Origin of the sequence: Agrobacterium tumefaciens, from assembly GCF_005221385.1 — a bacterium.
GTDB lineage: Bacteria > Pseudomonadota > Alphaproteobacteria > Rhizobiales > Rhizobiaceae > Agrobacterium > Agrobacterium tomkonis.
Genome location: NZ_CP039903.1, coordinates 1,599,251 through 1,618,751, shown reverse-complemented (window position 1 = coordinate 1,618,751; position 19,501 = coordinate 1,599,251). Strand labels below are relative to the sequence as shown.

The 19,501-nt window shown below is 58.5% G+C and carries 17 protein-coding genes; 8 read left to right on the top strand and 9 right to left on the bottom strand.

The genetic code is table 11. The annotated features are described in order from the left end of the window. Nucleotide 1 precedes the first annotated feature (1 nt). From sufD to sufA, 4 genes are all read left to right on the top strand, one after another. Complete coding sequence (gene sufD / locus CFBP6623_RS08090; RefSeq protein ID WP_046798448.1) at nt 2-1,273, top strand: Fe-S cluster assembly protein SufD; 1,272 nt, start codon at nt 2-4, stop codon at nt 1,271-1,273. Next, nucleotides 1,266-2,516 carry a cysteine desulfurase gene (locus CFBP6623_RS08085; RefSeq protein WP_046798252.1) on the top strand — a complete coding sequence of 417 codons (1,251 nt, stop codon included), beginning with the start codon at nt 1,266-1,268 and terminating at the stop codon, nt 2,514-2,516. The genes sufD and CFBP6623_RS08085 overlap by 8 nt, the downstream gene beginning before the upstream one ends. A gap of 36 nt (nt 2,517-2,552) precedes the next feature. Further along, on the top strand, nt 2,553-2,936 hold the full coding sequence (locus CFBP6623_RS08080) for an SUF system Fe-S cluster assembly protein (RefSeq protein WP_046798253.1): 384 nt from the start codon (nt 2,553-2,555) through the stop codon (nt 2,934-2,936). A 112-nt stretch (nt 2,937-3,048) separates the two neighbouring features. Beyond that, nucleotides 3,049-3,438 carry a Fe-S cluster assembly scaffold SufA gene (sufA, locus tag CFBP6623_RS08075; RefSeq protein ID WP_035224262.1) on the top strand — a complete coding sequence of 130 codons (390 nt, stop codon included), beginning with the start codon at nt 3,049-3,051 and terminating at the stop codon, nt 3,436-3,438. Nucleotides 3,439-3,717: 279 nt separating this feature from the next. Here the strand turns inward: sufA and CFBP6623_RS08070 are convergent, their stop codons facing one another. Genes CFBP6623_RS08070 through CFBP6623_RS08060 form a run of 3 tightly spaced genes read right to left on the bottom strand, consistent with a single transcriptional unit; the run spans nt 3,718 to nt 6,948 of the window. Continuing rightward, a complete protein-coding gene (locus CFBP6623_RS08070; protein WP_046798254.1) occupies nt 3,718-4,926 on the bottom strand; it encodes an ABC transporter permease in 1,209 nt (402 codons plus the stop codon). Next, entirely contained in the window at nt 4,916-5,635 is a 720-nt protein-coding gene (locus CFBP6623_RS08065; RefSeq protein WP_046798255.1) for an ABC transporter ATP-binding protein, read from the bottom strand. The genes CFBP6623_RS08070 and CFBP6623_RS08065 overlap by 11 nt, the downstream gene beginning before the upstream one ends. Before the next feature lie 14 nt (nt 5,636-5,649). After that, nucleotides 5,650-6,948, bottom strand: a complete 1,299-nt coding sequence (locus CFBP6623_RS08060) for an efflux RND transporter periplasmic adaptor subunit (protein ID WP_046798256.1) — start codon at nt 6,946-6,948, stop codon at nt 5,650-5,652. Between the two features lie 236 nt (nt 6,949-7,184). Between CFBP6623_RS08060 and CFBP6623_RS08055 the strand changes: the two genes are divergently transcribed. Next, nucleotides 7,185-7,340 (top strand): hypothetical protein, encoded by a 156-nt coding sequence (locus CFBP6623_RS08055; RefSeq protein WP_052819842.1) that lies wholly within the window; start codon nt 7,185-7,187, stop codon nt 7,338-7,340. Nucleotides 7,341-7,416: 76 nt separating this feature from the next. Here the strand turns inward: CFBP6623_RS08055 and CFBP6623_RS08050 are convergent, their stop codons facing one another. The 6 genes from CFBP6623_RS08050 to CFBP6623_RS08025 form a co-directional block, all read right to left on the bottom strand. Next, nucleotides 7,417-9,687, bottom strand: coding sequence for an autotransporter domain-containing protein (locus CFBP6623_RS08050; protein WP_052760218.1), 2,271 nt, complete (start codon nt 9,685-9,687; stop codon nt 7,417-7,419). A gap of 430 nt (nt 9,688-10,117) precedes the next feature. Next, nucleotides 10,118-11,962 carry a TniQ family protein gene (locus tag CFBP6623_RS08045; protein WP_080842002.1) on the bottom strand — a complete coding sequence of 615 codons (1,845 nt, stop codon included), beginning with the start codon at nt 11,960-11,962 and terminating at the stop codon, nt 10,118-10,120. Beyond that, nucleotides 11,962-12,951, bottom strand: a complete 990-nt coding sequence (locus tag CFBP6623_RS08040; RefSeq protein ID WP_080842003.1) for an ATP-binding protein — start codon at nt 12,949-12,951, stop codon at nt 11,962-11,964. The genes CFBP6623_RS08045 and CFBP6623_RS08040 overlap by 1 nt, the downstream gene beginning before the upstream one ends. 2 nt (nt 12,952-12,953) lie before the next feature. Continuing rightward, nucleotides 12,954-15,185 carry a Mu transposase C-terminal domain-containing protein gene (locus CFBP6623_RS08035; protein WP_080842004.1) on the bottom strand — a complete coding sequence of 744 codons (2,232 nt, stop codon included), beginning with the start codon at nt 15,183-15,185 and terminating at the stop codon, nt 12,954-12,956. Between the two features lie 46 nt (nt 15,186-15,231). Beyond that, nucleotides 15,232-15,870, bottom strand: a complete 639-nt coding sequence (locus CFBP6623_RS08030; RefSeq protein ID WP_080842005.1) for a hypothetical protein — start codon at nt 15,868-15,870, stop codon at nt 15,232-15,234. Between the two features lie 37 nt (nt 15,871-15,907). Continuing rightward, on the bottom strand, nt 15,908-16,087 hold the full coding sequence (locus CFBP6623_RS08025; RefSeq protein WP_080842006.1) for a hypothetical protein: 180 nt from the start codon (nt 16,085-16,087) through the stop codon (nt 15,908-15,910). A gap of 383 nt (nt 16,088-16,470) precedes the next feature. On the opposite strand from CFBP6623_RS08025, the gene CFBP6623_RS08020 reads away from it, so the two are divergent. Genes CFBP6623_RS08020 through CFBP6623_RS08010 form a run of 3 tightly spaced genes read left to right on the top strand, consistent with a single transcriptional unit; the run spans nt 16,471 to nt 19,446 of the window. Next, complete coding sequence (locus CFBP6623_RS08020) at nt 16,471-17,454, top strand: ABC-three component system protein (RefSeq protein ID WP_137002520.1); 984 nt, start codon at nt 16,471-16,473, stop codon at nt 17,452-17,454. After that, nucleotides 17,438-17,689 carry an ABC-three component system middle component 6 gene (locus CFBP6623_RS08015; protein WP_035242392.1) on the top strand — a complete coding sequence of 84 codons (252 nt, stop codon included), beginning with the start codon at nt 17,438-17,440 and terminating at the stop codon, nt 17,687-17,689. Before CFBP6623_RS08020 ends, CFBP6623_RS08015 begins: the two co-directional genes overlap by 17 nt. Further along, complete coding sequence (locus CFBP6623_RS08010; RefSeq protein ID WP_232370402.1) at nt 17,686-19,446, top strand: DUF2326 domain-containing protein; 1,761 nt, start codon at nt 17,686-17,688, stop codon at nt 19,444-19,446. Before CFBP6623_RS08015 ends, CFBP6623_RS08010 begins: the two co-directional genes overlap by 4 nt. The last annotated feature ends 55 nt before the right edge of the window (nt 19,447-19,501 follow it).

Sequence of the window (19,501 nt, the reverse complement as noted above, 5' to 3'; positions counted from 1 at the left end):
CATGAACATTCAAGCTACCAACCGGCTGACGCCAGCGGAAACCGCGCTGGTCGACGCTTACACCGCCAAGTTCAGCGAATTGCCGGGCAATGGCGCTGTTGTTGCCGCCCGTGACGTGCTGTTCGACGATCTGAAGACCGGTGGTCTTCCGACCCGCCGCATCGAGGCGTGGCACTATACCGATCTGAAAAGCCTGCTGCGCGCCGTTCCGGAAGACCGGCCCGCGCCTGTGATTGAAAAGCAGGCGCCGACAGTTGCCGGTTCGCTGGTTGCCTATGTGCAGCACGGCACGGCCGATATCGGCAAGATCGATGATGTCCGTATTTCGCGTTTTGCCGAAAGCCTGCTCGACGGCTCCGCGGCCGCCGGTCTTGCGGAAGCCAGCAAGGATGACGCGATTGGCCGCATCAATGGCAGCTTCGTGCGCGATGGTCTGGTGCTCGAGATTCCTGATGATGCCGAAATCGAGAAGCCGATCGAATTGCAGGCGGTCCATGGCGCAGGTCAGGTTCACAGCCGCTTCCCGGTCCGTTTCGGCAAGGGTTCCAAGGCGACCGTCATCGAGCGTCACCTTTCGGTGACTTCGGATGCGGCCTTTGTTTCCTCCGTCAGCGACATCGTCGTTGAAGACGGTGCGGAAGTGACCTGGATCATCCTGCAGCAACAGGGTGCGGCCGATATCCATCTTGGCCAGCTGCGCATGAAAATCGGCGCGGACGCCAAGATTCGCCTGTTCATTGTCAATGCCGGCGGCAAGCTGGTGCGTCAGGAACTGCGCATCGATGTGGAAGGCGAGGGCACGGACCTCATCGTTCGCGGCGTCAACCTTCTGGGTGGCGAAACCCATACCGATGTGACGATGGTTCTCGGCCACAACGTGCCGAACACGACCTCGACGGAGGTGTTCCGCAACGTGGTGTTCGATCGTGCCAAGGGGATTTTCCAGGGCATGATCCGGGTGGCGCCCGATGCCCAGAAGACCGATGCGAAGATGGCGTGCAATACGCTGCTGATGTCCGATGACGGCGAGTTCTCGGCAAAGCCGGAACTGGAAATCTTCGCCGACGACGTTCAGTGCGGCCATGGCGCGACAGTTGCCGATATCAGCGACAACCATCTCTATTACCTGATGGCGCGCGGCGTGCCGCGGGCAAAGGCGCGGGCGATGCTCGTTAACGCCTTCGTCGCCGAGATCGTCGAGGAACTGGAAGAAGAAAATCTGGTAGAGGCGCTGGAGACGATCATCTCCGGCTGGCTGGAACATCATGCCTGAGAGCGAACGCGCCGCATTGGCGGCCCCTTATGACATCGAAGCCGTGCGCAAGGATTTCCCGATCCTGTCGCGCGAGGTCTATGGCAAGCCGCTGGTCTATCTCGACAACGGCGCGTCCGCTCAAAAACCGCAGGTGGTGATCGACGCCGTTTCGCATGCTTATGCCAATGAGTATGCGAATGTACATCGCGGCCTGCATTTCCTCTCCAATGCCGCAACCGACGCCTATGAGGCGGCGCGCGAAAAGGTGCGTCGTTTCCTGAATGCCGGTTCGGTGGACGAAATCGTCTTCACCAAATCCTCCACGGAAGCGATCAACACGGTCGCTTACGGTTACGGCATGCCTGTTATCGGCGAGGGCGACGAGATCGTTATTTCGATCATGGAGCATCATTCCAACATCGTGCCTTGGCATTTCATTCGCGAGCGTCAGGGTGCGAAGCTCGTCTGGGTGCCTGTGGATGATGACGGTGCCTTCCATATCGAGGCTTTCGAGAAGAGCCTGACGGAGCGTACCAAGCTCGTTGCCATCACCCATATGTCGAATGCGCTCGGGACCATCGTGCCGGTCAAGGAAATCTGCCGCATTGCGCATGAGCGCGGCATTCCGGTGTTGATCGATGGTTCGCAGGGCGCGGTTCACATGCCGGTCGATGTGCGTGATATCGATTGCGACTGGTACGTGATGACCGGCCACAAGCTTTACGGCCCCTCCGGCATCGGTGTGCTCTATGGCAAGGCTGACCGCCTGCGGGAGATGCGACCGTTCCAGGGCGGCGGCGAGATGATCCTCGATGTTTCCGAGGACAACGTCACCTATAACGAGCCGCCGCACCGTTTCGAAGCCGGCACGCCACCCATCGTGCAGGCCATCGGCCTCGGTTATGCGCTTGATTACATGGACAATCTCGGCCGTGCCGCGATTGCAGCACACGAGGCCGATCTTGCGGCTTACGCTGCCGAGCGGTTGCGCGACATCAATTCGCTGCGCATCATCGGCAACGCGCCTGACAAGGGCGGCATCTTCTCCTTCGAGCTTGCGGGCATCCATGCCCATGATGTCTCGATGGTGATCGACCGGCGCGGCGTTGCGGTGCGGGCCGGCACCCATTGCGCCATGCCGCTCTTGAAACGGTTCGGCGTCACCTCCACATGCCGGGCATCGTTCGGCCTTTACAATACCCGCGCCGAAGTAGACTCTCTTGTTGAGGCGCTGGACTATGCGCGCAAATTTTTCGCCTGATATCGGCATAAAGAGATCAGGATTGAGGATCAGACCATGACTGCGGAAGCCACTGCAAAGACACCCGATGCGACCGAAGAAACGGCGAAGCCGTCTTCCATTCCGCCTGACGAACTGGCGCGTCTCAGCGACGACGTGATCTCGGCGCTGAAGACCGTCTACGACCCGGAAATTCCGGCCGATATTTTCGAACTCGGTCTGATTTACAAGATCGACATAGAGGATGACCGGATGGTCAAGATCGTCATGACGCTGACAGCACCCGGTTGCCCGGTGGCCGGTGAAATGCCGGGCTGGGTGGAAAACGCGGTTGGCGCTGTCGAGGGTGTTTCCGGCGTTACCGTCGAAATGACCTTCGATCCGCCTTGGACACCGGACCGTATGTCCGAAGAAGCGCAGGTTGCTGTCGGCTGGTATTAAGTCTGACGCGATTTTGACAGGTGTCATCTCTTGATGACATTGTCGGGTGCACTTAAATTGAATTCCATAAGCATCGAGCCTTGAACTCGATTGTCGAAGGAGAATTAAGCCCATGGGCTTTGCGATCATGACCATGACCGGGGCTGCCGCCTCGCGTGTTAAAGCAATCGTCGAAAATTCCGGCCCGGACGCCAGGGGCGTGCGCGTCGGCATCAAAAAGGGCGGCTGCGCGGGCATGGAATATACCATCGACCTCGTGACCGAGCCGGATGCGAAGGACGATCTGGTTGAATTCGAAGGCGCCAGGGTCTGGGTTCAGCCGTCCGCCGTGCTTTATCTGCTTGGCACCCAGATGGATTTCGAAGTGACCAAGATGCGCTCCGGCTTTACCTTCAACAATCCGAACCAGACATCCGCCTGCGGCTGCGGTGAATCGGTCGAGCTGAAGCCCGCCGATCTGGCGGCGCTGGCGAAGCAGCGTGAGGCTGAAGCTAGCGTTTGATTTGATGCGGCCGCGTGTCGTTTTCCGGCGTGGTTTGAAGACTTGTTGATCTCAGCGCCCTGTCAAACTCTGTCTGCGCTATGAAGGATCGTACGTATCAAGCGGGCGGTCGCCGCTTGTTTCTTCTCCCCGCCGGGGAGAAGGTCGCGGCAGCGGGATGAGGGGGCAAGCTCTCCGAAATCCGGCAACGTTACCCCCTCATCCGACCCTTCGGGCCACCTTCTCCCCGGTGGGGAGAAGAAATATGCCGCCACTCCGTGCCCTAAGCCGATTGTGATCTCACTCGTGCCTTAGCGCCTCGATCGGGCTCAGGCTCGCCGCCCGTCTTGCCGGGAAATAGCCGAAAATCACCCCGATGGCCGCCGAAAAGGCGAAGGCGAGGAAGATGATCGACGGACTGGTGACGAAGGGCACGGTGAGATAGCTGACGACGGCGTAAGCGAGGCCGAGGCCGGTGAGGATGCCGACGAGGCCGCCGAAGGCCGACAGCATGACGGCTTCCACCAGAAACTGCGTCAGCACCTGTTTTTCCAGCGCGCCGATGGCGAGACGAATGCCGATCTCGCGGGTGCGTTCGGTCACAGACACCAGCATGATGTTCATGATGCCGATGCCGCCGACCAGCAGGCTGACGGCCGCGACCGCGCCTAAGAGACCGGTCAGCAGCGTCGTTGTGCCGGTCATGGCCGAGGCGATCTGTGTCATGTCGTTGACGGTGAAATCATCCTCGCGGCCGATGCCGATGCGGCGGCGTTCGCGCAGCAGGTTCTGCAGGTCACTCTGCACCTTGGCAGTCGAAACGCCGTCCTGCGCCGAAACCATGATCGAGGAAATGGTGGTGGTGCCGCCGATGCGCCGCTGATGGATTTTCAGCGGCATGATGATCGTGTCGTCCTGATCGTCACCGAGGCCGGACTGGCCTTTTCTGCCCAGCACACCGATAACGGGGCAGGAGATGTTGCTGACGCGGATCGTCTGTCCCACCGGGTTCTCTGCACCGAAGAGTTCCTGCCGCACCGTTTCGCCGATGATGCAGCCGATCTGACCGCCGCGATCTTCTGCAGGCTGGAAATCGCGGCCGAGCGCGATGGTCCAGTCCTGCGCGATCAGATAATCGTTGGTAGTGCCGATGACGCTTGTCTGATGGTTCTTGCCGCCGAAAATGACCGTCGCGGCCGAGCTGCGGTTTTGCGGCGCAACGGCGCGAATGCCTGATATCTGGTTGCGGATGGCTTCGACATCGCGGTCGTCGAAACGTTTCGCTTCGGTGCTGGCGCGGCCGGGGCCGAACTGGCCGGGGCGCACGAACAGCATGTTGGTGCCGAGCCGCGACAATTCCGATTTTACCTGTTCTGTCGTGCCGTTACCGATGGTGACCATGGCGATGACGGCGGCCACGCCGATGACGACGCCGAGCACGGTGAGGAAGGAGCGCAAAAGGTTGCGGCTGATGGCGCGCAGCGCCAGACGCGACGTTTCAAAGAACATAGGAGCTCTCCTTCTTTTCCGCCGCGCTGTCTGAGGCGAGATGCCCGTCAACGAAGCGCAGCAGGCGCCCCGCATGGGCGGCAATATCCTCTTCATGCGTGACCATGACGACCGTGATGCCCCTGTCCCGATTGAGCGCGGTTATCAGTTCCATGATCTCGTTGCTGGTTTTCGTATCGAGATTGCCGGTCGGCTCGTCGGCCAGAAGCAGGGCAGGGCGGGTGACGATGGCCCGTGCGATGGCCACACGCTGCTGCTGGCCGCCGGAAAGCTCCTGGGTGGTGTGATCCTCGCGGCCCGTCAAACCGACTTGTGCCAGCGCCTCCATGGCGCGGGCGCGCCGTTCAGACGCTTTCATGCCGCGATAGACCAGCGGCAGCTCGACATTTTCCACCGCCGAGGTGCGTGACAGAAGGTTGAAGCCCTGAAACACGAAACCCAGCATGTGGCGGCGCAGCAGCGTCAGGTGCTCATTGTCGAAGCCGCTGGTCGGCACGCCCTGAAACAGATATTCGCCAGCCGTTGGCACATCCAGGCAGCCGATGATGTTCATCGATGTGGATTTGCCCGAGCCTGATGGACCCATGATGGCGACGAATTCGCTCTCGTGGATCGACAGGCTAACGCCATCGAGCGCGCGGATGGTCGCTTCGCCGCGGCCATATTGCTTGACGACGTTGCGGAATTCGATGAGCGGCGGCTGTTGCATCAGGTTTTCCTCCGTCAGCCGGCGTTGCGCGCCGTTGCGTCGGTAATCACAAGATCATCGGCTTTCAGCTCGCCCGATTTTACCACGGTGTGCTGGCCGTCGGTGGAACCGGTTTCGATGGAGACGGAGACCGGATTATTGTTGCGCAGCACCCAGACCGTTCTTTTGCCGGACGCGGCCTGACCGGCGTCGCGGTTCTGTGACCGACCCATGCGGGGCGGGCGGAACAGGCTCATCAACCCGCCGCCACGGGAGGCGGATTCGCGCGGCGGCGTATAACGAAGCGCTGAATTTGGCACCAACAGCGTATCCTTGATTTCCTCGACGATGATATTGGCCGTCGCCGTCATGCCGGGACGCAGCAACAGCTCCTGATTGTCGACAGTCAATATGCCCTTGTAAGTCACCACATTGGACACGGTTTCCGACGCGAAGCGCACGGTTTCGATCTCGGCCGGGAAGCTGCGGTCGGGATAGGCATCGACATTGAACGTCGCTTTCTGTCCGGTTTCGACCTTGCCGACATCGGCCTCATCCACCGACACCTGCAACTCCATATGCCGCAGATCGCCGGCGATGGTGAAGAGAACAGGAGCATTCAGCGAGGAGGCGACGGTGGCGCCGGGATCGACGCTGCGGGTGAGGATGACGCCATCTATGGGCGAGACGATCTTGGCCTTGCCGAGATTGACTTCGGCGAGCCTGAGGTCTGCCTCAGCTGAAAGCACGGTCGCCTCGTTCACCTCAAGCGTGGCGGCGGCGGCATCGTGGGTGAACTGCGCAGCGTCCAGATCCTGCTGGCTGGACACCCGGTTCTGCACAAGCGATCTCAGCCGCTCCATGGAGGTTTTTGCCGAGCCGAGATCGGCGCGCGCCTTTAGCACATTGGCCTTGGCAGAGGCAAGCTTGGCGCGGGCGCTCTGCACGTCGGCTTCCAGCTTGTTGGTGTCGAGTTCGGCAAGGATGTCGCCGGATTTTACCGGGGTATTGTAGGTGACGTTGACCTTGCGCACGGTGCCGGACAATTCGCTCGATATATCGACCTGATCCGTCGGCTGAACCGAACCGGTGGAGGTGACGATGACGGAAAGATCGCCCTGACGTGCCGCTTCCGTGGTGTAGTTATAGGCAACGCCCGCTGCACGGGACTGGTAATAATAGCCAAGTCCGCCGCCGATCAACACGATAGCCGCTGCGGCATAGAGATACCGGCGCGACTTCTTCTTGCGGCCGGATCTGTTCGTACCCAGAATCTCCCGCAGATCGGGCTGGTTGTTTTCCGTGTCACGGCCTTGGCTGTTGGCGTCATTCATTCTCGTTACCCGCAAAATTCAAAACACGACAGGGGATTGTCGCCACCCCGTGTTTTCCGCTCGGTTCATTGCTATTTATATTCCTCTGATTGTGGGAAGTGACATAGCTTGCCCTAAGGGTGAAGTGAAAACTTGGTAATATTTATGATAGTTCTGGTCTGTTAGAGATAATTCCGGAAAGGCCGATGCCAGCTATAAAGCGGAGGCTTCGCAGCGAAATTCAGGACGATGATAGAATGAACGACAATGTGGTGAAGTTCCGCAAACCGGTTCCGCCGAAAAAACCGCGCGAACCGCTTGGGCCGAAAGCAAAAAAGGCGCTGACGATTGTGGCTGTCATCGTATTTTTCGCAGCTGTCTGGGGTTACTTCACGCTGTTCGGGCAGGGGTAGCTGGATGCGCTGCGTTCATCGCATCCCCTGTGCAGGTTTTGCGCGGAACAGGGAAGCAGCTCTGCGTTTCGCTTATCTAAAACACGACCTTCCAGGCTGATTTGACCCACACGGTAGGATCGTCGCCCTTGGTAGTGGCGTTGAGGGTGAGGGATGCGGTGCCCCCGGCGATGTCGACTTCTGCGCCAAATCCGCCACGCAGCCAGAACTGATCGATATCCTGTCCTTCGAAGCGGAAGCCGGACAGGCCGATCATATCGCCGGTGATGGGCGCCGACTTGTCCTCGAAACGGTAAGCTACTTCCGCGCGTGTCAGCAATCTTGATTGCCCGCTCAGCGGTACAACCCCATCGAGACCGACGCGCATCACCGTTGCTTGGTCTGAGATGGCGTCGAAACTTGCCGGGAAGCTGCCGCCGCTTTCAAAATAGGCATCCATGCGCGCCTTGACCCAGGTGAGGCTGGCATAGGGCGTGAAGACCGCATCGCTGAGGGTGAAGGCATCCTTCCAGTCGAGCCTGAATTTTGCGCCCCAGTTTTCCACATCCGTCTTGCCGCGCGAATAGTCCATTACGTCGCCGTTCCTATAACCGCGCTGAATGGAAAGATGTTGCGGAGCGTAGAACGCCCCGAATGTCGCGTGGATCGGCCCGGCAACGGAGGCGGTTACTTCCGGCGCGATATAAAAACCCGTCTGGTTGAAGTGGCCGCCGGCTTCGAGATCCTGTCTGTTGTAAAGCCCGCCTGCCGCGAAACGTGCGGTGATATCGCCTTCGAAGCCTTGGGCATAGGTGATGTCGGATGCAAAAATCCCGCCCCTGGAGGACGAGCCATTGTCATAACCGGTGTCGGAGGTGACCATAAGGGAGTGCTGGCCGGGTGTGAGCAGGTTACGCATCGGATCGCCATGCGCGCCATTGAGGATCGTGCCGGTAATGTCGAGGCCGTGCTGGACCAGCGGAAGGCCGGCAAGGCTATGCGCATATTGCGTGAGGTCGATGATGCCGGATTCGGCCACGGCGGGAGGAGGGGACGTGGCGACGGTTTCATCGGCCCCTGAGGCTGTCGACTGGTTCGTTGTGCTTGTGGCTGGTGTCGGGGGCGAAATCCCGGCGCCGGTTGTGTTCATGCCGCCTGTTGCGCTGCTATCGGTTCCGGTATCGGTTTGCGTCGGCGCGACGCCATTGTCCGTTGTTGTCGACGGGTTAGCCACAGGTTCCGAATTCTCGTCCGTGGCTGGCGCAGGGCGGGTTTGCTCCGGAGGCACGATGCGCGCCAGGAAGATGCCGCCGCTTACCGTGTTTCCTACGATGACGTTACCGTCGCCGCTCACGCCTTTTGCGTCGCGGACAAAATCATCCGCGATGGTCACGCCGCTGTTTCTCAGCCATTCCTCTATGGATATCATGCCGGTCGCCTCTGACCAGCGAAACCCATGATCGCCACTAACGCGACTTGAAAAGCCGACTATAACCGAGCCATCGGCGTTGACGCCGTTGGCATTGGAATTGGTGCCACCCGGGAGCACGCCGATATCCGCCATGCCCGCCGTTTCCGTCCAGCGAAATGCGCGGCGATATCCGTCTGCGGTTGTCGCTGTGCCAACGACGACATCGCCGTTGGCGCTCACGGCGCTGGCGCTGGAGTGAATGCCGCCAGGGAGCGTGCCGAGGCTTTGCATCCCGGTTGCTTCTCTCCACCGAAACGCGCCTACCGCAACGGCTGATCTCGTCCAGCCGACAATAGACCCGCCATCGGCACTGATTGCCCCTGCTTGTGCTTCCCCAGCCAAAAGCGGGTCCAGCAGTGTCATCCCCGTCGTTTCGCTCCAGCGGAAGGGGCGATAACCATCGATGGTTTCAGTGGAGCCGGCGACAACAGTACCGTCTGCGCTGACCCCGGAAGCATAGCTGTACCCGGCGGTTCCAACATCGATGATATGCATCGTCTGCGATGCTTCCTTCCAAAGAAAAGGACGCATCGAAGTCCCGGCTTCGGCAATCCCGACAATGATTTGGCCATCCATGTTTGTCGCGAGGGCAGCAGCCGACAGGTCGCCCAGTGGCCGGATGTTCGGCGAGCCTGCTGTCCAGGCGAAAGCCCTTTCGCCATCTGGCGTAGTCGACCAACCGATGACAACCCTGCCATCCGCACTGACGCCGCGGACGTCCAGCGCCTGATAACTCGCATCCGGTTCCATCGTTTTATAGCCGGTGGCTTCCGCAGCCAACGCTGTCGTGTCTCCAAAATCGACGGCAAGCGTCAGAACAGCCAACGCGATCACGAGAATATTGGTGCGCGCAACGGTTGATTCTTGAATGAAACGATAATAACCACGGATTTTCATGCATATATCCAAATATAATAAATAAAACAATAAGAGAATCGGCGTTTTTATTTGGATATATTGTCATGAATTATGGTTAATAAATCTCTATTTTTTGTATATTGTATATTTATAGAATATTATAGTTCTGGTGTTTGCCATGAGGAAATGGTTGGTTTTGCCGTGTTTGGGCCGAATCTCCACGCCTGACGATCGCTTTGAGAAGGCGTTCAGGGGAGCAAGGACTGATGAAGGGCAACGGCCGTACAGTCGTGATTACGCGGTCTTGGTTTGTCCATTTTGCAAAAAGACCCATTGAATTCACATGGGAATTTTTTGACCTTCCAAACCGATGCGGGCATTCCGCTGCGTTTGATTTGGGCACATTTCCAGATAGGGCGCAAAAAAGCCCGCCGGAGCGGGCCTCAAAGCGTCAAAATGTAAGACTTCGCTAGAGACGAATGCCAGCCTGGATCAGGTCCGACCTTCTGTAGAAACGGGCGATGAAGCCCTCGGGTTCGAAGATCGGCGAGATTCCAGCTTGGTCAAGTTCTGCCTTGATCGAGGCCCTGTAACCTTGGCGAGACTTCGCGATCTCCGTCAGGGAAGCATGCGCCGCTTGGAACTCCGCCAGGGACTGCCGCTCAATGAACTTCACAACATGTCCTGTCTCCCGACGGGCGGTCCGCTGACGGAGATAGCCGCGCCTGATCAAATCCGCGATCGTGATGGTGGTCGTTCCGAGGGCGAGTTCGGCCTCCTTGAGCCGCATCAGTTCGTCGTCGCCTCCGGCCAGGGGCGTGCCTTTTTTCTGTTCCTTTCGGGCCTCTGCAGACGCGGGGGTTGGTGAAGCAATATGGACCCGTTCGAAGACTGGTCCGTCGCCGGAAACGATGAACGCCTCGACGCCCCCGTCCAAGACCATTTCCACAATTCGGTTGAACGGCTGACGAAATGCAGGAGGCGCTGAGGCGAGCGACAACAAACCCTCCGTGAAGGCTACAACGGTCGATTTGTTCTCGAGAGATTGAACCAGAGCTTCCAACGCACGAATTTCGATTCTTACGAAGGCTCGCTCGCCGTCGGCCCGCTTCTCGACTTGCGTCAGGACACCGACGCTCAAAAGACCGTGTACCATTTCTTCGCTTACGCCCAACACGTCTCCTGCCTCCCTGCTATTCAGCGTGTCGCGCGCCGCTTCCAGGATCGGCCGCAAGGCGGCAGCATCGAAGTATGTGGAGGCGTCAGAGAGGCCGTCACGAAAGTCAGGGTCGTTTGCCTTCATCAAGGCCCTGATCCGATCGTGGGTAAGACCATACTCGGCGTGCGCGGAACTCACACTATGGAAGTGCCGGGTTTTGACGGGCTTGAAGATGGTCTGCCCCTCTCCGAACGGCATGTTTCGCTCGAGGATATCCTGCATGAGATCGATCACAGGCCCATACGCTTCCTTGACGAGATTGCGACGCAGCCACCTCACCATCGGCCCGAGAACCAACTCGACATACTGCGTTTTCGGGCGCTTATCATCGATGACGTTCCCGATGACGCGACGGATTTCACTTTCGCCTGCTACTGCGAGATTGAATCCCCATTCGCGAAGGTCGGTCTCGTCGTGCATCCACACCTTGATGTCGTGAAGGACCAGGAAGTCACCGAGATATCGAGAGAGCTCGACAGCGACGTGCGCGTCGAGCCTGTTGAGGAAGCCGTCCCCGCGATCCAGGAACACTTGGTCTCGCAGATACGAATCCAGCCGAGGCTGGCGGCTCGGCACAGAACCCGCCGCGGCGTCCTCGATCAATCCGACATTGGCATTCACGAATTGCGGGAAGTCGTGGACGTCCTCGGCGGCGTCAACTGCCACTTCCGTCAGTCGGCAGCCGTGAACTGGACATCCTTCGATCCCGCGAATAGTCCACCACGCACGGCGATAGGCGCGTGACACCAAACGTCCAGCCTCCCTTTCTCGGTCATCCAGCACGCATTGGGCGCAGAAGCGATGCATTCGGCCCGGACGCATGTCCTTGCTGAGGGTCGCACAGCCCATCTTCCAGGTGCCGCCAGGGCCAGACGCCTTCACCGCCAGTTTCCCCAGCGTAGCGACTGGCACCGCAGCCCACTCGCTCACCAGCGACAGGGCATCCGTCTCGCCATGAACGATGGCGTTGGCCGTGGTATCCGTATGCGCGAGAAACTCCCGCAGAGACGGGTATCCGTTGGCGGTAGCAAGACGAGCGACCAGATCGATCGCCGCCTCGTCGTCATGATGGAGAAGCGTTACGGGCAGAACCATTACTTGCGTCCCTTGCCAGCGGTAGCCAAGTCGGCCAGCGCGTTGCCGGGATCGATTTCGCTCCAGCGCGCGGCGGTGAACACGTTATCGCTCGGAAGGCAACCACTGTCACGCTGGTAGTTGTGGGCGAAGGCGCGGCGATCCACCGTACCCTTTCCCTTATGCATGACGAGGAAGCACGCCGCCTGGACTGCCTCGATGATCTTCCCGTAGCACCCGCTGTTGGCGGCGCACAGGCGGCCGAGGAAGTCGTCGGTGCGGAGCTCATCGGTTAGGTTAAGTCCGCACTTGCCTTCCACGATGTCGGCCAACACCTGCGTGATGCTGGCCTTGTCGCCGGGCAGGCTCAGAGGAATGAAGCGCATGACCATCGAACGGTTGGCCAACTGCTGATCCCCCGTAAGCAGTTCCGCGAGCTCCGGCATACCGGAATAGATCGTGTGCAACGGCCAGTCCTCGATCTGCATCAGGCTCTTGAGGCGATCCTGGAGGTCGAGGATCGCGCGGCTGCTGCTGTGGCGCAGCAAGTGCTGGGCTTCGTCCACGTGAAGATAGATGATCCCGCGCTCGCGCAATTGAGCCTTCACGGTCGCGAAGAGCTGGCCCTCCGTCATCTTGGCCTTCGACGGCACTCCGATCGCATCCAGAATCGCCATGGCGAAGTCTTTCGTCGTGCACGGCTTCGGTGCCTCGATGCTCAGCAGCGGCCGGACAGTCTCGCCGAACTCGTTCTTCCACGGCTGGAATTCCGGGATGCGGCTGAAGTGATGGCGCAATGCGAAGGACTTACCGCTGCCCGAGGCCCCGATGAGGAACAACGCACGCCGGCGCGATCCCACGCCACGGCGGCAAGCCTCCACGTTCTCGACCAGGTCGCGCAGCATCGTTCCCAACCGCGTGTCGCGTGCGTGTTCGATGTAGCCGCTGTAGACTTCAGCCTTCTTGTCGGTGATCGCGTCGAAAGCGATGACGTTCGTAGCGTTTTCCATACTCAGTACTCCTCGTAGTAGTTGTCAGTGGTTTCGGTGGGCGTGGGCGTCTCGGTCGGCGTCTGGTCGACGGCGGCGGCACGCTTCTTCTTCCGCGCATCGCGTTCGCGTTCGGCGTGGAATTCGGGGATCAGGCGGGAATCGGATACCGATCCCTCGCGGAGAGGGTCCGCGGGAAGCGCGAAGGCCTGCGTAAGGGTCGGCGTGTCCGCCGCCTTCACGGCGACCCACGCGCCGAACAGTTCGGCCTCGAGGGCCTCATAGTGTTCGGCCGTCATGTTGCGCGGGGTCAGGTTCGCACGCAGCGCCGCTGCCCTGCCGCTCTCGGCGAGACGATTGATGGTACGGTACATCGCCGCCAGACCTGCCTCCGCCTCCGCGGCGTGTTGCGTCCGCAGGTCAGCGCGGGCGACAATCCACTCGGCCAGCGTCAGGTTGCGCGCGATACCGACCTTGTTCTCGACGACGAACCAGCCCTTGTCGCCGCGGACCGCGATGTGTTCGAGGTTTTCGGGATCAACCTTGATCTCGAATTCCATCTGTCCGTACTTCTTGCGCTGGCGGTCCAGTTCCTCGTTGGCGTACGGGATGCCCATGAATGGGATGCCGTATTGCCCGATGCGGCGTTTGAACTTCGTGCCGAAGACATGCAGCATGAATTCGGGGTCTTGGCTCGGGAACTCGATGTCGTGTTCTTGGGTCGCCCGGACCCAGGCGTTATGCGGAGACGCCCCACCAAGGCCACTGTGCGGCTTGTTGTGGTAGATGTCGCAGATCGCCAAGGTGAAGAGCTGGATCATCTCGTCGACCTGCAGGCTGATCTGATGTTCCGGGTTGTAATCACCCTTCTCGGCGATCGACCCGAACGTTCTGCCGTCGAAGAACGACGCGATCAGCGGGCCGATGGAGTGGAACAGGCTCTCGATGAAGGGGCGAGCTTTAGGATTGCCCGCCTGCGGCCGGTTAAACGTGATCTTCGCCGCGCGCATGATGCCTTCGACAAGCGCGTTGGCGAATTCCGTGCCATTGTCGCTGAAGATGTTACGTGGCTGAACCATCCCGATCCACGGCGTCTCCGCCCCGACGAAGTCGGAAATGTGCCGCTTGTCGGACATGATCATACGGATGGCGGCCGCTGCCGAAACGGCGTTCGGGTTGACGCTCGCCCTGAACGCAAGAATGTAGCGCGTGGCAACATCAATCGCCGCCACGAACCAGATGCGCTTACCGACCACCGCCTCTTTGTACGATGGCGGAAGGATGTCCCACATCCCGGTTTCAACGAACAGGGTCATGAGATCGACGTTCCAGAAGTCGATCTCAATGCGCTCGCCGACGAACAACGCGGGGATGCCACCTCTCTTCGACATCCCGAAGCGCTTGAGCGCCGAGGCACGACCGTGGCGACCGTCCCATTTGTCGAACTCGTCGAACTTGGAGATCATCGTCTCGAACTTGTGACGGGTGACCTTCAGGAGTGGCGTGGAGCGCTCTGCATTCACCTTCTCCAGAGCTGCCAGATAATCACGGTAAACCTTAGCCATCGTGGGCTTGCGGTCCGTCATGTAGTTGAGGGCTTGCTTGTGGGCAAACGCCGTTGAATCCGCGTCAACCTTGCGAAGGTGCAGGCCAGGACCATGATGGCGGTGGACGATCCCGAGGACTTCGCCGCCGCAGGCGTGATAACGCTTGTAGTCGCGCCGGAACGTCTTCACCGACGGCGTCGGAAAGGTCTTTACTTCGACCATCGCGTCGGCGCGGGCGTCGGCGTCGGCGTCCTCGTCATCGAGACCGAGCATCTCGGCGATGATTTCCCTGCGCCAGGCTCTGAGCTTGGCCTCGAACTTCTCCTTCGACCATCGCGGTTTTTTGCCGAGCGTCAGCCATTCTGCATCGAAGCGCTTAATGAGCTTCTCGCGAAACAGCGCGAGATCACGGCGCTTGCCGACAATGTCCGAGAACGTGTCGTCGCCGAAAATCGCGCGCAGGCGCTGGTTTTCGGGATCATTGTAGCCATAGCGGATTTTGGCAGCTCCGCCGACGAGTTTCGAATAGACCTCACCATGCACCAGGAAGCGTTCGTCGCTGGCGTTCGCTTCGTTGCTAAAGGTCCACCCCTCGGCGTCTCGTTTCTTGGGTTTCCAGTTAACGTCGTCATCGGTGAAGCGATCGGCGTGACGCATTCTGACGATGGCGTGGCGGAAGAGGCTCGGTCTCTGGAAGTCGGTCAGCATCGCAGGCTCCTTGTAGGGCGATCAGAAGTCGGGTGATGGGGTGGGGTTATCGGCGGACCATCAGCATGGTCAGATCGTCGATCCGTCCGGTTGTCTCGGTCAGAAGGACACACTCATCGATCAGCAACAGGAGTGCCGTGCGACGAGCCGCCCGGTTCTCGCACCCACGGAGAAGTTCACCGAAGCGAAAGGGGCCATGAAACTTCTGGACGGCTTCAAAAGCTCGGTCGTATTCGGCGTCGACACGCATTCGACGGGCGCGCAGGATGCGTTCGGCGTTTTCATAAGCACCGTATGTCGCCTCCCGTTCGGTCATGAGACGGATGTCGTGGACCGCGCCAGGCGTCGTCGATCCGTTCCGGTTCTTCCGGAGGAAGCCTTCCGCCTTGATACGCTTCAGCAGGTCCGCCATCGCATCCGACTTGCGGGCGTGTTTCACCGCGACGGCTACAATCTCGCCGTCGTCGAAAACTACGCAGAAGTCACAGATATGCTCTCGCCACACTCCGTCGGCATCGCGATACAGCAGCACCGGGAATTGCGAGTAGATAGCCTTCACGTCCTTGCGGAGCTGGATGACCTTAGAAACCCGGCGCTCGAGGTCGCTCTCGTGATAGACGACCGTTTCCTTGAAGATCGAGAAACCGCGCAAAGTCTTGGCGTGCGTAGCCGGAGGCTTGCGCACGGCACGTTCGGCTACCGGCTCGTTCCAGAACTTGGTTTCAGTCGTCGTTCCGACGATGATGCCGCATTATGCCAGAGTCCCCCGAATCGGACGTGCCGTTTTCAGCCTTGCGGTTGGCATAACCGAAGGTGCGAGGCTGGATCGGAGGCATGCTCAGGAAGCCGAGACCTGCCTTATGAAGCGCGATATGTTTGGAAACCTGACGTGCAAAATGCATGAAGCCCTCCTTAGGCTCGAACACGATGACGACATACGGTGCTTCCAGACGGGACGATCCGTCCGAATGGTCACTTTGCTCGTATGCCTATCTCGTTCATGCCTGGCTCCTTGGGTCAGCGATTTCCCAATACCGATTTTTTCGGCGTTGCATAGAGTATCAGAGCCGGATTGGGGCATTTTGTGCCCCGGATTGGTGCACATCGTTGATCTTGGTTAATGGGAGCCTGCAAAGAAATCTTCATTTTTAATCTCTTAGAGGGACTTGTCGGCAACTTTCACAGATTCCTCCGACAAGGCACAAGCGCGTCCAGCTCTTATTTGACCTTGTTTCACCTCGATAACGATGTGCAAACCATTCCCTGACAACCTATGGTCACAGTTATGGGTGACGATTCGGGGTCTTGGATTATGGAGGTAGATAGGGGCGGATATTGGGAATTCCTGCTCGGCGCAAAGCTTAGGATGAGCCACGGCGACGGATTTCAAGCGCTGTTCAATGACTTCATGCTACGAGTGCACGGGGATGGTTTCACCCCTGTCAAACCCCACGGCTCACAGGGCGACGGGGGCATGGATGGTGCACTTGGGAACGACGTTTTCCAGTGTTATGGTGCTGAAAACGGTCATGTTATCAATGCCGCCCGGGTCTGCAAAAAAATGACCGCAGACTTCAATCGCGCGTGTGATACCACTCCCTCGATGGAGAGGTGGTTTTTCGCCCACAATCTGGTTGATGGCGTTTCTCGGCCTCTAGTAGACACTCTCGAACAGATCAAGACGCGTGCGACAAAGATCAACGTTGAAGCCGGGTTCTTCGGCTTGCATAGCTTTCGACAACTGCTGAAAAAAATGACCGAGGAGGATCGCGCTGCGGTTCTCGGCGTGCGTGCTCAAGATGATTTGATGCTGGCCCGCCTTCCTGCCGCGGTTAACAACCTCATTTCGGCGTTGATGGAGGAAATCAAGCCGATTATGGAGACCTACACAAGTCGTTCCCGGGTGCCACGAGATAAGCTCACGCTGAATAACATCTCCAGACATTGGACGTATCAATTTGAATATTTTCTGATGTTCTCCCCAATTTCGAGAGCGGTTATGCGTCGCCTCGGTGGAGAAAAGCAAAGTTTGTTGCTCCCTTCTTTTTTTCGTCTCCGGTACGAAGAATTGAAGCATGAGGGGATGACATCGAGTCAAATTCTAAACACCATGAAAGCATTGTTGGCCGGAAACGTCAGAAATCTCGACGACGATCTAAGGGAATTTGCAGCTATGACAATTCTCGCGGACCTCTTTGAATCGTGCGTCATTTTTGAGGAAACTCGGCAGGAAGCCAATCAGGACGAAATTTATGATCTTGCCGACTAAATATCTTACCGCGGATCGTTCATTGATCGTTGTCGGAGCTGAGATCATCAAGGTCCTTACCGAAACGCCACGATCGGTTAGTGAAGTTTGGGAACGTGTCACCGCGTCGAGAACACCTCATGCCGCGCCCCTGACGTATGATTGGTTTTTGCTCGCCATAACCCTCCTGTATGCTATCGGCACGCTCGATATGCGCAACGGACTTCTGGCGATTGTGTCTGGGGCAAAGCAATGATTATCGCTCTTGGCAGTTCGATCGCGGGGTTCAAAACCCTCAATTTTCACAAGGGCCTGAATATCCTGCTCGCCGAGCAGGAGACAAATTCGGAAGAGACTAAGACCCGCAACAGTTCAGGGAAATCTAGCGTCCTGGAACTGATCCATTTTCTCCTCGGCGGCTCAATCCGCAATTCCGTGGTCAAGGCCCAAGCACTGCACGAACACTCGTTCTGGGGTGAGTTTGACATCAATGGGATCACGTTTCGCGTCGAACGGCGAGTTTCCGATCCCAAGAGCGTTCAGGTAGTTGCAAGTGACATGCGCGGTCTGGTCTACGAGGGCGATCTGCTGGGTAATGCGACGGCAACAAACCAAGCATGGTGTGACTGGTTGGGTCATATCGTTTTCGGTCTCCCCGCGAACACTGTCGGGACTCCTTTCAACCTGCCGCACGCGCCCACCTTCCGATCGATGTTTCCATACTTCGCCAGGCGTCGCGACGACATCGGCTTTCAATATCCAGAGAAATTTGCTGCTAAAAACCAGACAGATGGTAGCGCACAGATCGCTCTCTCCTATCTACTTGGGCTGGATTGGCTTCTCGCTCGGGATTTTGAACTGGAGCGCGGAGAAAAGCGCGATCTGGCCGCTCAGAGGAAGAGGATAAAGGCGCGACGTTCTGAAAATCTGGACACGTCATCGGCAATCCAGTCAGCGATGACACTTGCAGCACACGAAGCCGAAGTCCAACGAGCGCGGATTGCCTCCTTCCAGGTTGCGGAACACTACGAGGAAATGATCACGGAGGCATCGCAAGCCAAAAACTTGCTCGAAAAACTCAGCGTCGAAGCCGCCTCGCTCAAGAGTTCTCTGGATTTTATCGAGGAAAGTCTTGAAGCGGAAAAACCCGGGGACGGCGAGGCAGTCGCGGCGTTGTATCGAGCGGCAGGCACGGAGCTGCCGGGTAGTGTGGTGAAATCCTTCGAGGACATCGCCGATTTCCATCAGTCGGTGGCGGACAATCGGCGCTTCCACCTGTCCTCTCAGTTGGATGCGATCCGTCGGCGTATCTCCACGGTAACCGTCGAGATGAATACTGCCCGTGCGCGTAGGGATGAAATCCTTCGTGACCTCAAGGGAAAGGGAGCGTTCAGCGATCTGGCCGCCATGCAGAAGGTAGCTGCCGAGAAGTCCGAAAAACATGCTCGACTCCAGACTCAGTATGAAGAAGCTCTTGAGGTTGAGGCCGGCCGCGCAGCGAGGAAAATCCAGGAGAGTAACCTTTTGGCCCGCCTGCAGAATGATCTGCGAACCCGTGAAGCAACCGTGAGCGCCATGGTGCTGGCCGTAATGGAGGCAAAGAAGGCCCTATACGCCGACAGAGGGGCGTCGTTCGAGGTTCAGGCTACTGTGAATGGACCTCATTTCAGGGTAAATATCGATGGCTCCCGGAGCGGCGGTATCGCCAACATGGAAATCTTCTGTTTCGACTACGCGCTCTATAAACTCACAACGGCACGCCTCGGCGGTCCAGGTTTCCTCATCCACGATAGCCACCTCTTCGATCCTGTAGATAGCAGACAGATCGCCACTGCCATCCAACTTGGGTCTGGTCTCGTTGACGAGGTCGGTGGCCAGTACATAGTCATGCTCAACACCGACATGTTTGATCGCCTGCCTTTCGACGACGACTTCGACGTAAAGTCAAAGATTATGGACGTCAGGTTGGACGACACCGATCGCGGCGGATTGTTCGGATTCAGGTTCGCATAAAAACGGTCTGCCTCGCGCTTGGGAGTAAGCGCGCTGGCGAATGCGGAGCCTATTC

Bases quoted from the DNA above. Each gene is read 5' to 3' on its own strand.
- sufD (WP_046798448.1), top strand. From the start codon at position 2: ATGAACATTCAAGCTACCAACCGGCTGACGCCAGCGGAAACCGCGCTG.
- CFBP6623_RS08085 (WP_046798252.1), top strand. From the start codon at position 1,266: ATGCCTGAGAGCGAACGCGCCGCATTGGCGGCCCCTTATGACATCGAA.
- CFBP6623_RS08080 (WP_046798253.1), top strand. From the start codon at position 2,553: ATGACTGCGGAAGCCACTGCAAAGACACCCGATGCGACCGAAGAAACG.
- sufA (WP_035224262.1), top strand. From the start codon at position 3,049: ATGGGCTTTGCGATCATGACCATGACCGGGGCTGCCGCCTCGCGTGTT.
- CFBP6623_RS08070 (WP_046798254.1), bottom strand. From the start codon at position 4,926: ATGTTCTTTGAAACGTCGCGTCTGGCGCTGCGCGCCATCAGCCGCAAC.
- CFBP6623_RS08065 (WP_046798255.1), bottom strand. From the start codon at position 5,635: ATGCAACAGCCGCCGCTCATCGAATTCCGCAACGTCGTCAAGCAATAT.
- CFBP6623_RS08060 (WP_046798256.1), bottom strand. From the start codon at position 6,948: ATGAATGACGCCAACAGCCAAGGCCGTGACACGGAAAACAACCAGCCC.
- CFBP6623_RS08055 (WP_052819842.1), top strand. From the start codon at position 7,185: ATGAACGACAATGTGGTGAAGTTCCGCAAACCGGTTCCGCCGAAAAAA.
- CFBP6623_RS08050 (WP_052760218.1), bottom strand. From the start codon at position 9,687: ATGAAAATCCGTGGTTATTATCGTTTCATTCAAGAATCAACCGTTGCG.
- CFBP6623_RS08045 (WP_080842002.1), bottom strand. From the start codon at position 11,962: ATGGTTCTGCCCGTAACGCTTCTCCATCATGACGACGAGGCGGCGATC.
- CFBP6623_RS08040 (WP_080842003.1), bottom strand. From the start codon at position 12,951: ATGGAAAACGCTACGAACGTCATCGCTTTCGACGCGATCACCGACAAG.
- CFBP6623_RS08035 (WP_080842004.1), bottom strand. From the start codon at position 15,185: ATGCTGACCGACTTCCAGAGACCGAGCCTCTTCCGCCACGCCATCGTC.
- CFBP6623_RS08025 (WP_080842006.1), bottom strand. From the start codon at position 16,087: ATGCATTTTGCACGTCAGGTTTCCAAACATATCGCGCTTCATAAGGCA.
- CFBP6623_RS08020 (WP_137002520.1), top strand. From the start codon at position 16,471: ATGGGTGACGATTCGGGGTCTTGGATTATGGAGGTAGATAGGGGCGGA.
- CFBP6623_RS08015 (WP_035242392.1), top strand. From the start codon at position 17,438: ATGATCTTGCCGACTAAATATCTTACCGCGGATCGTTCATTGATCGTT.
- CFBP6623_RS08010 (WP_232370402.1), top strand. From the start codon at position 17,686: ATGATTATCGCTCTTGGCAGTTCGATCGCGGGGTTCAAAACCCTCAAT.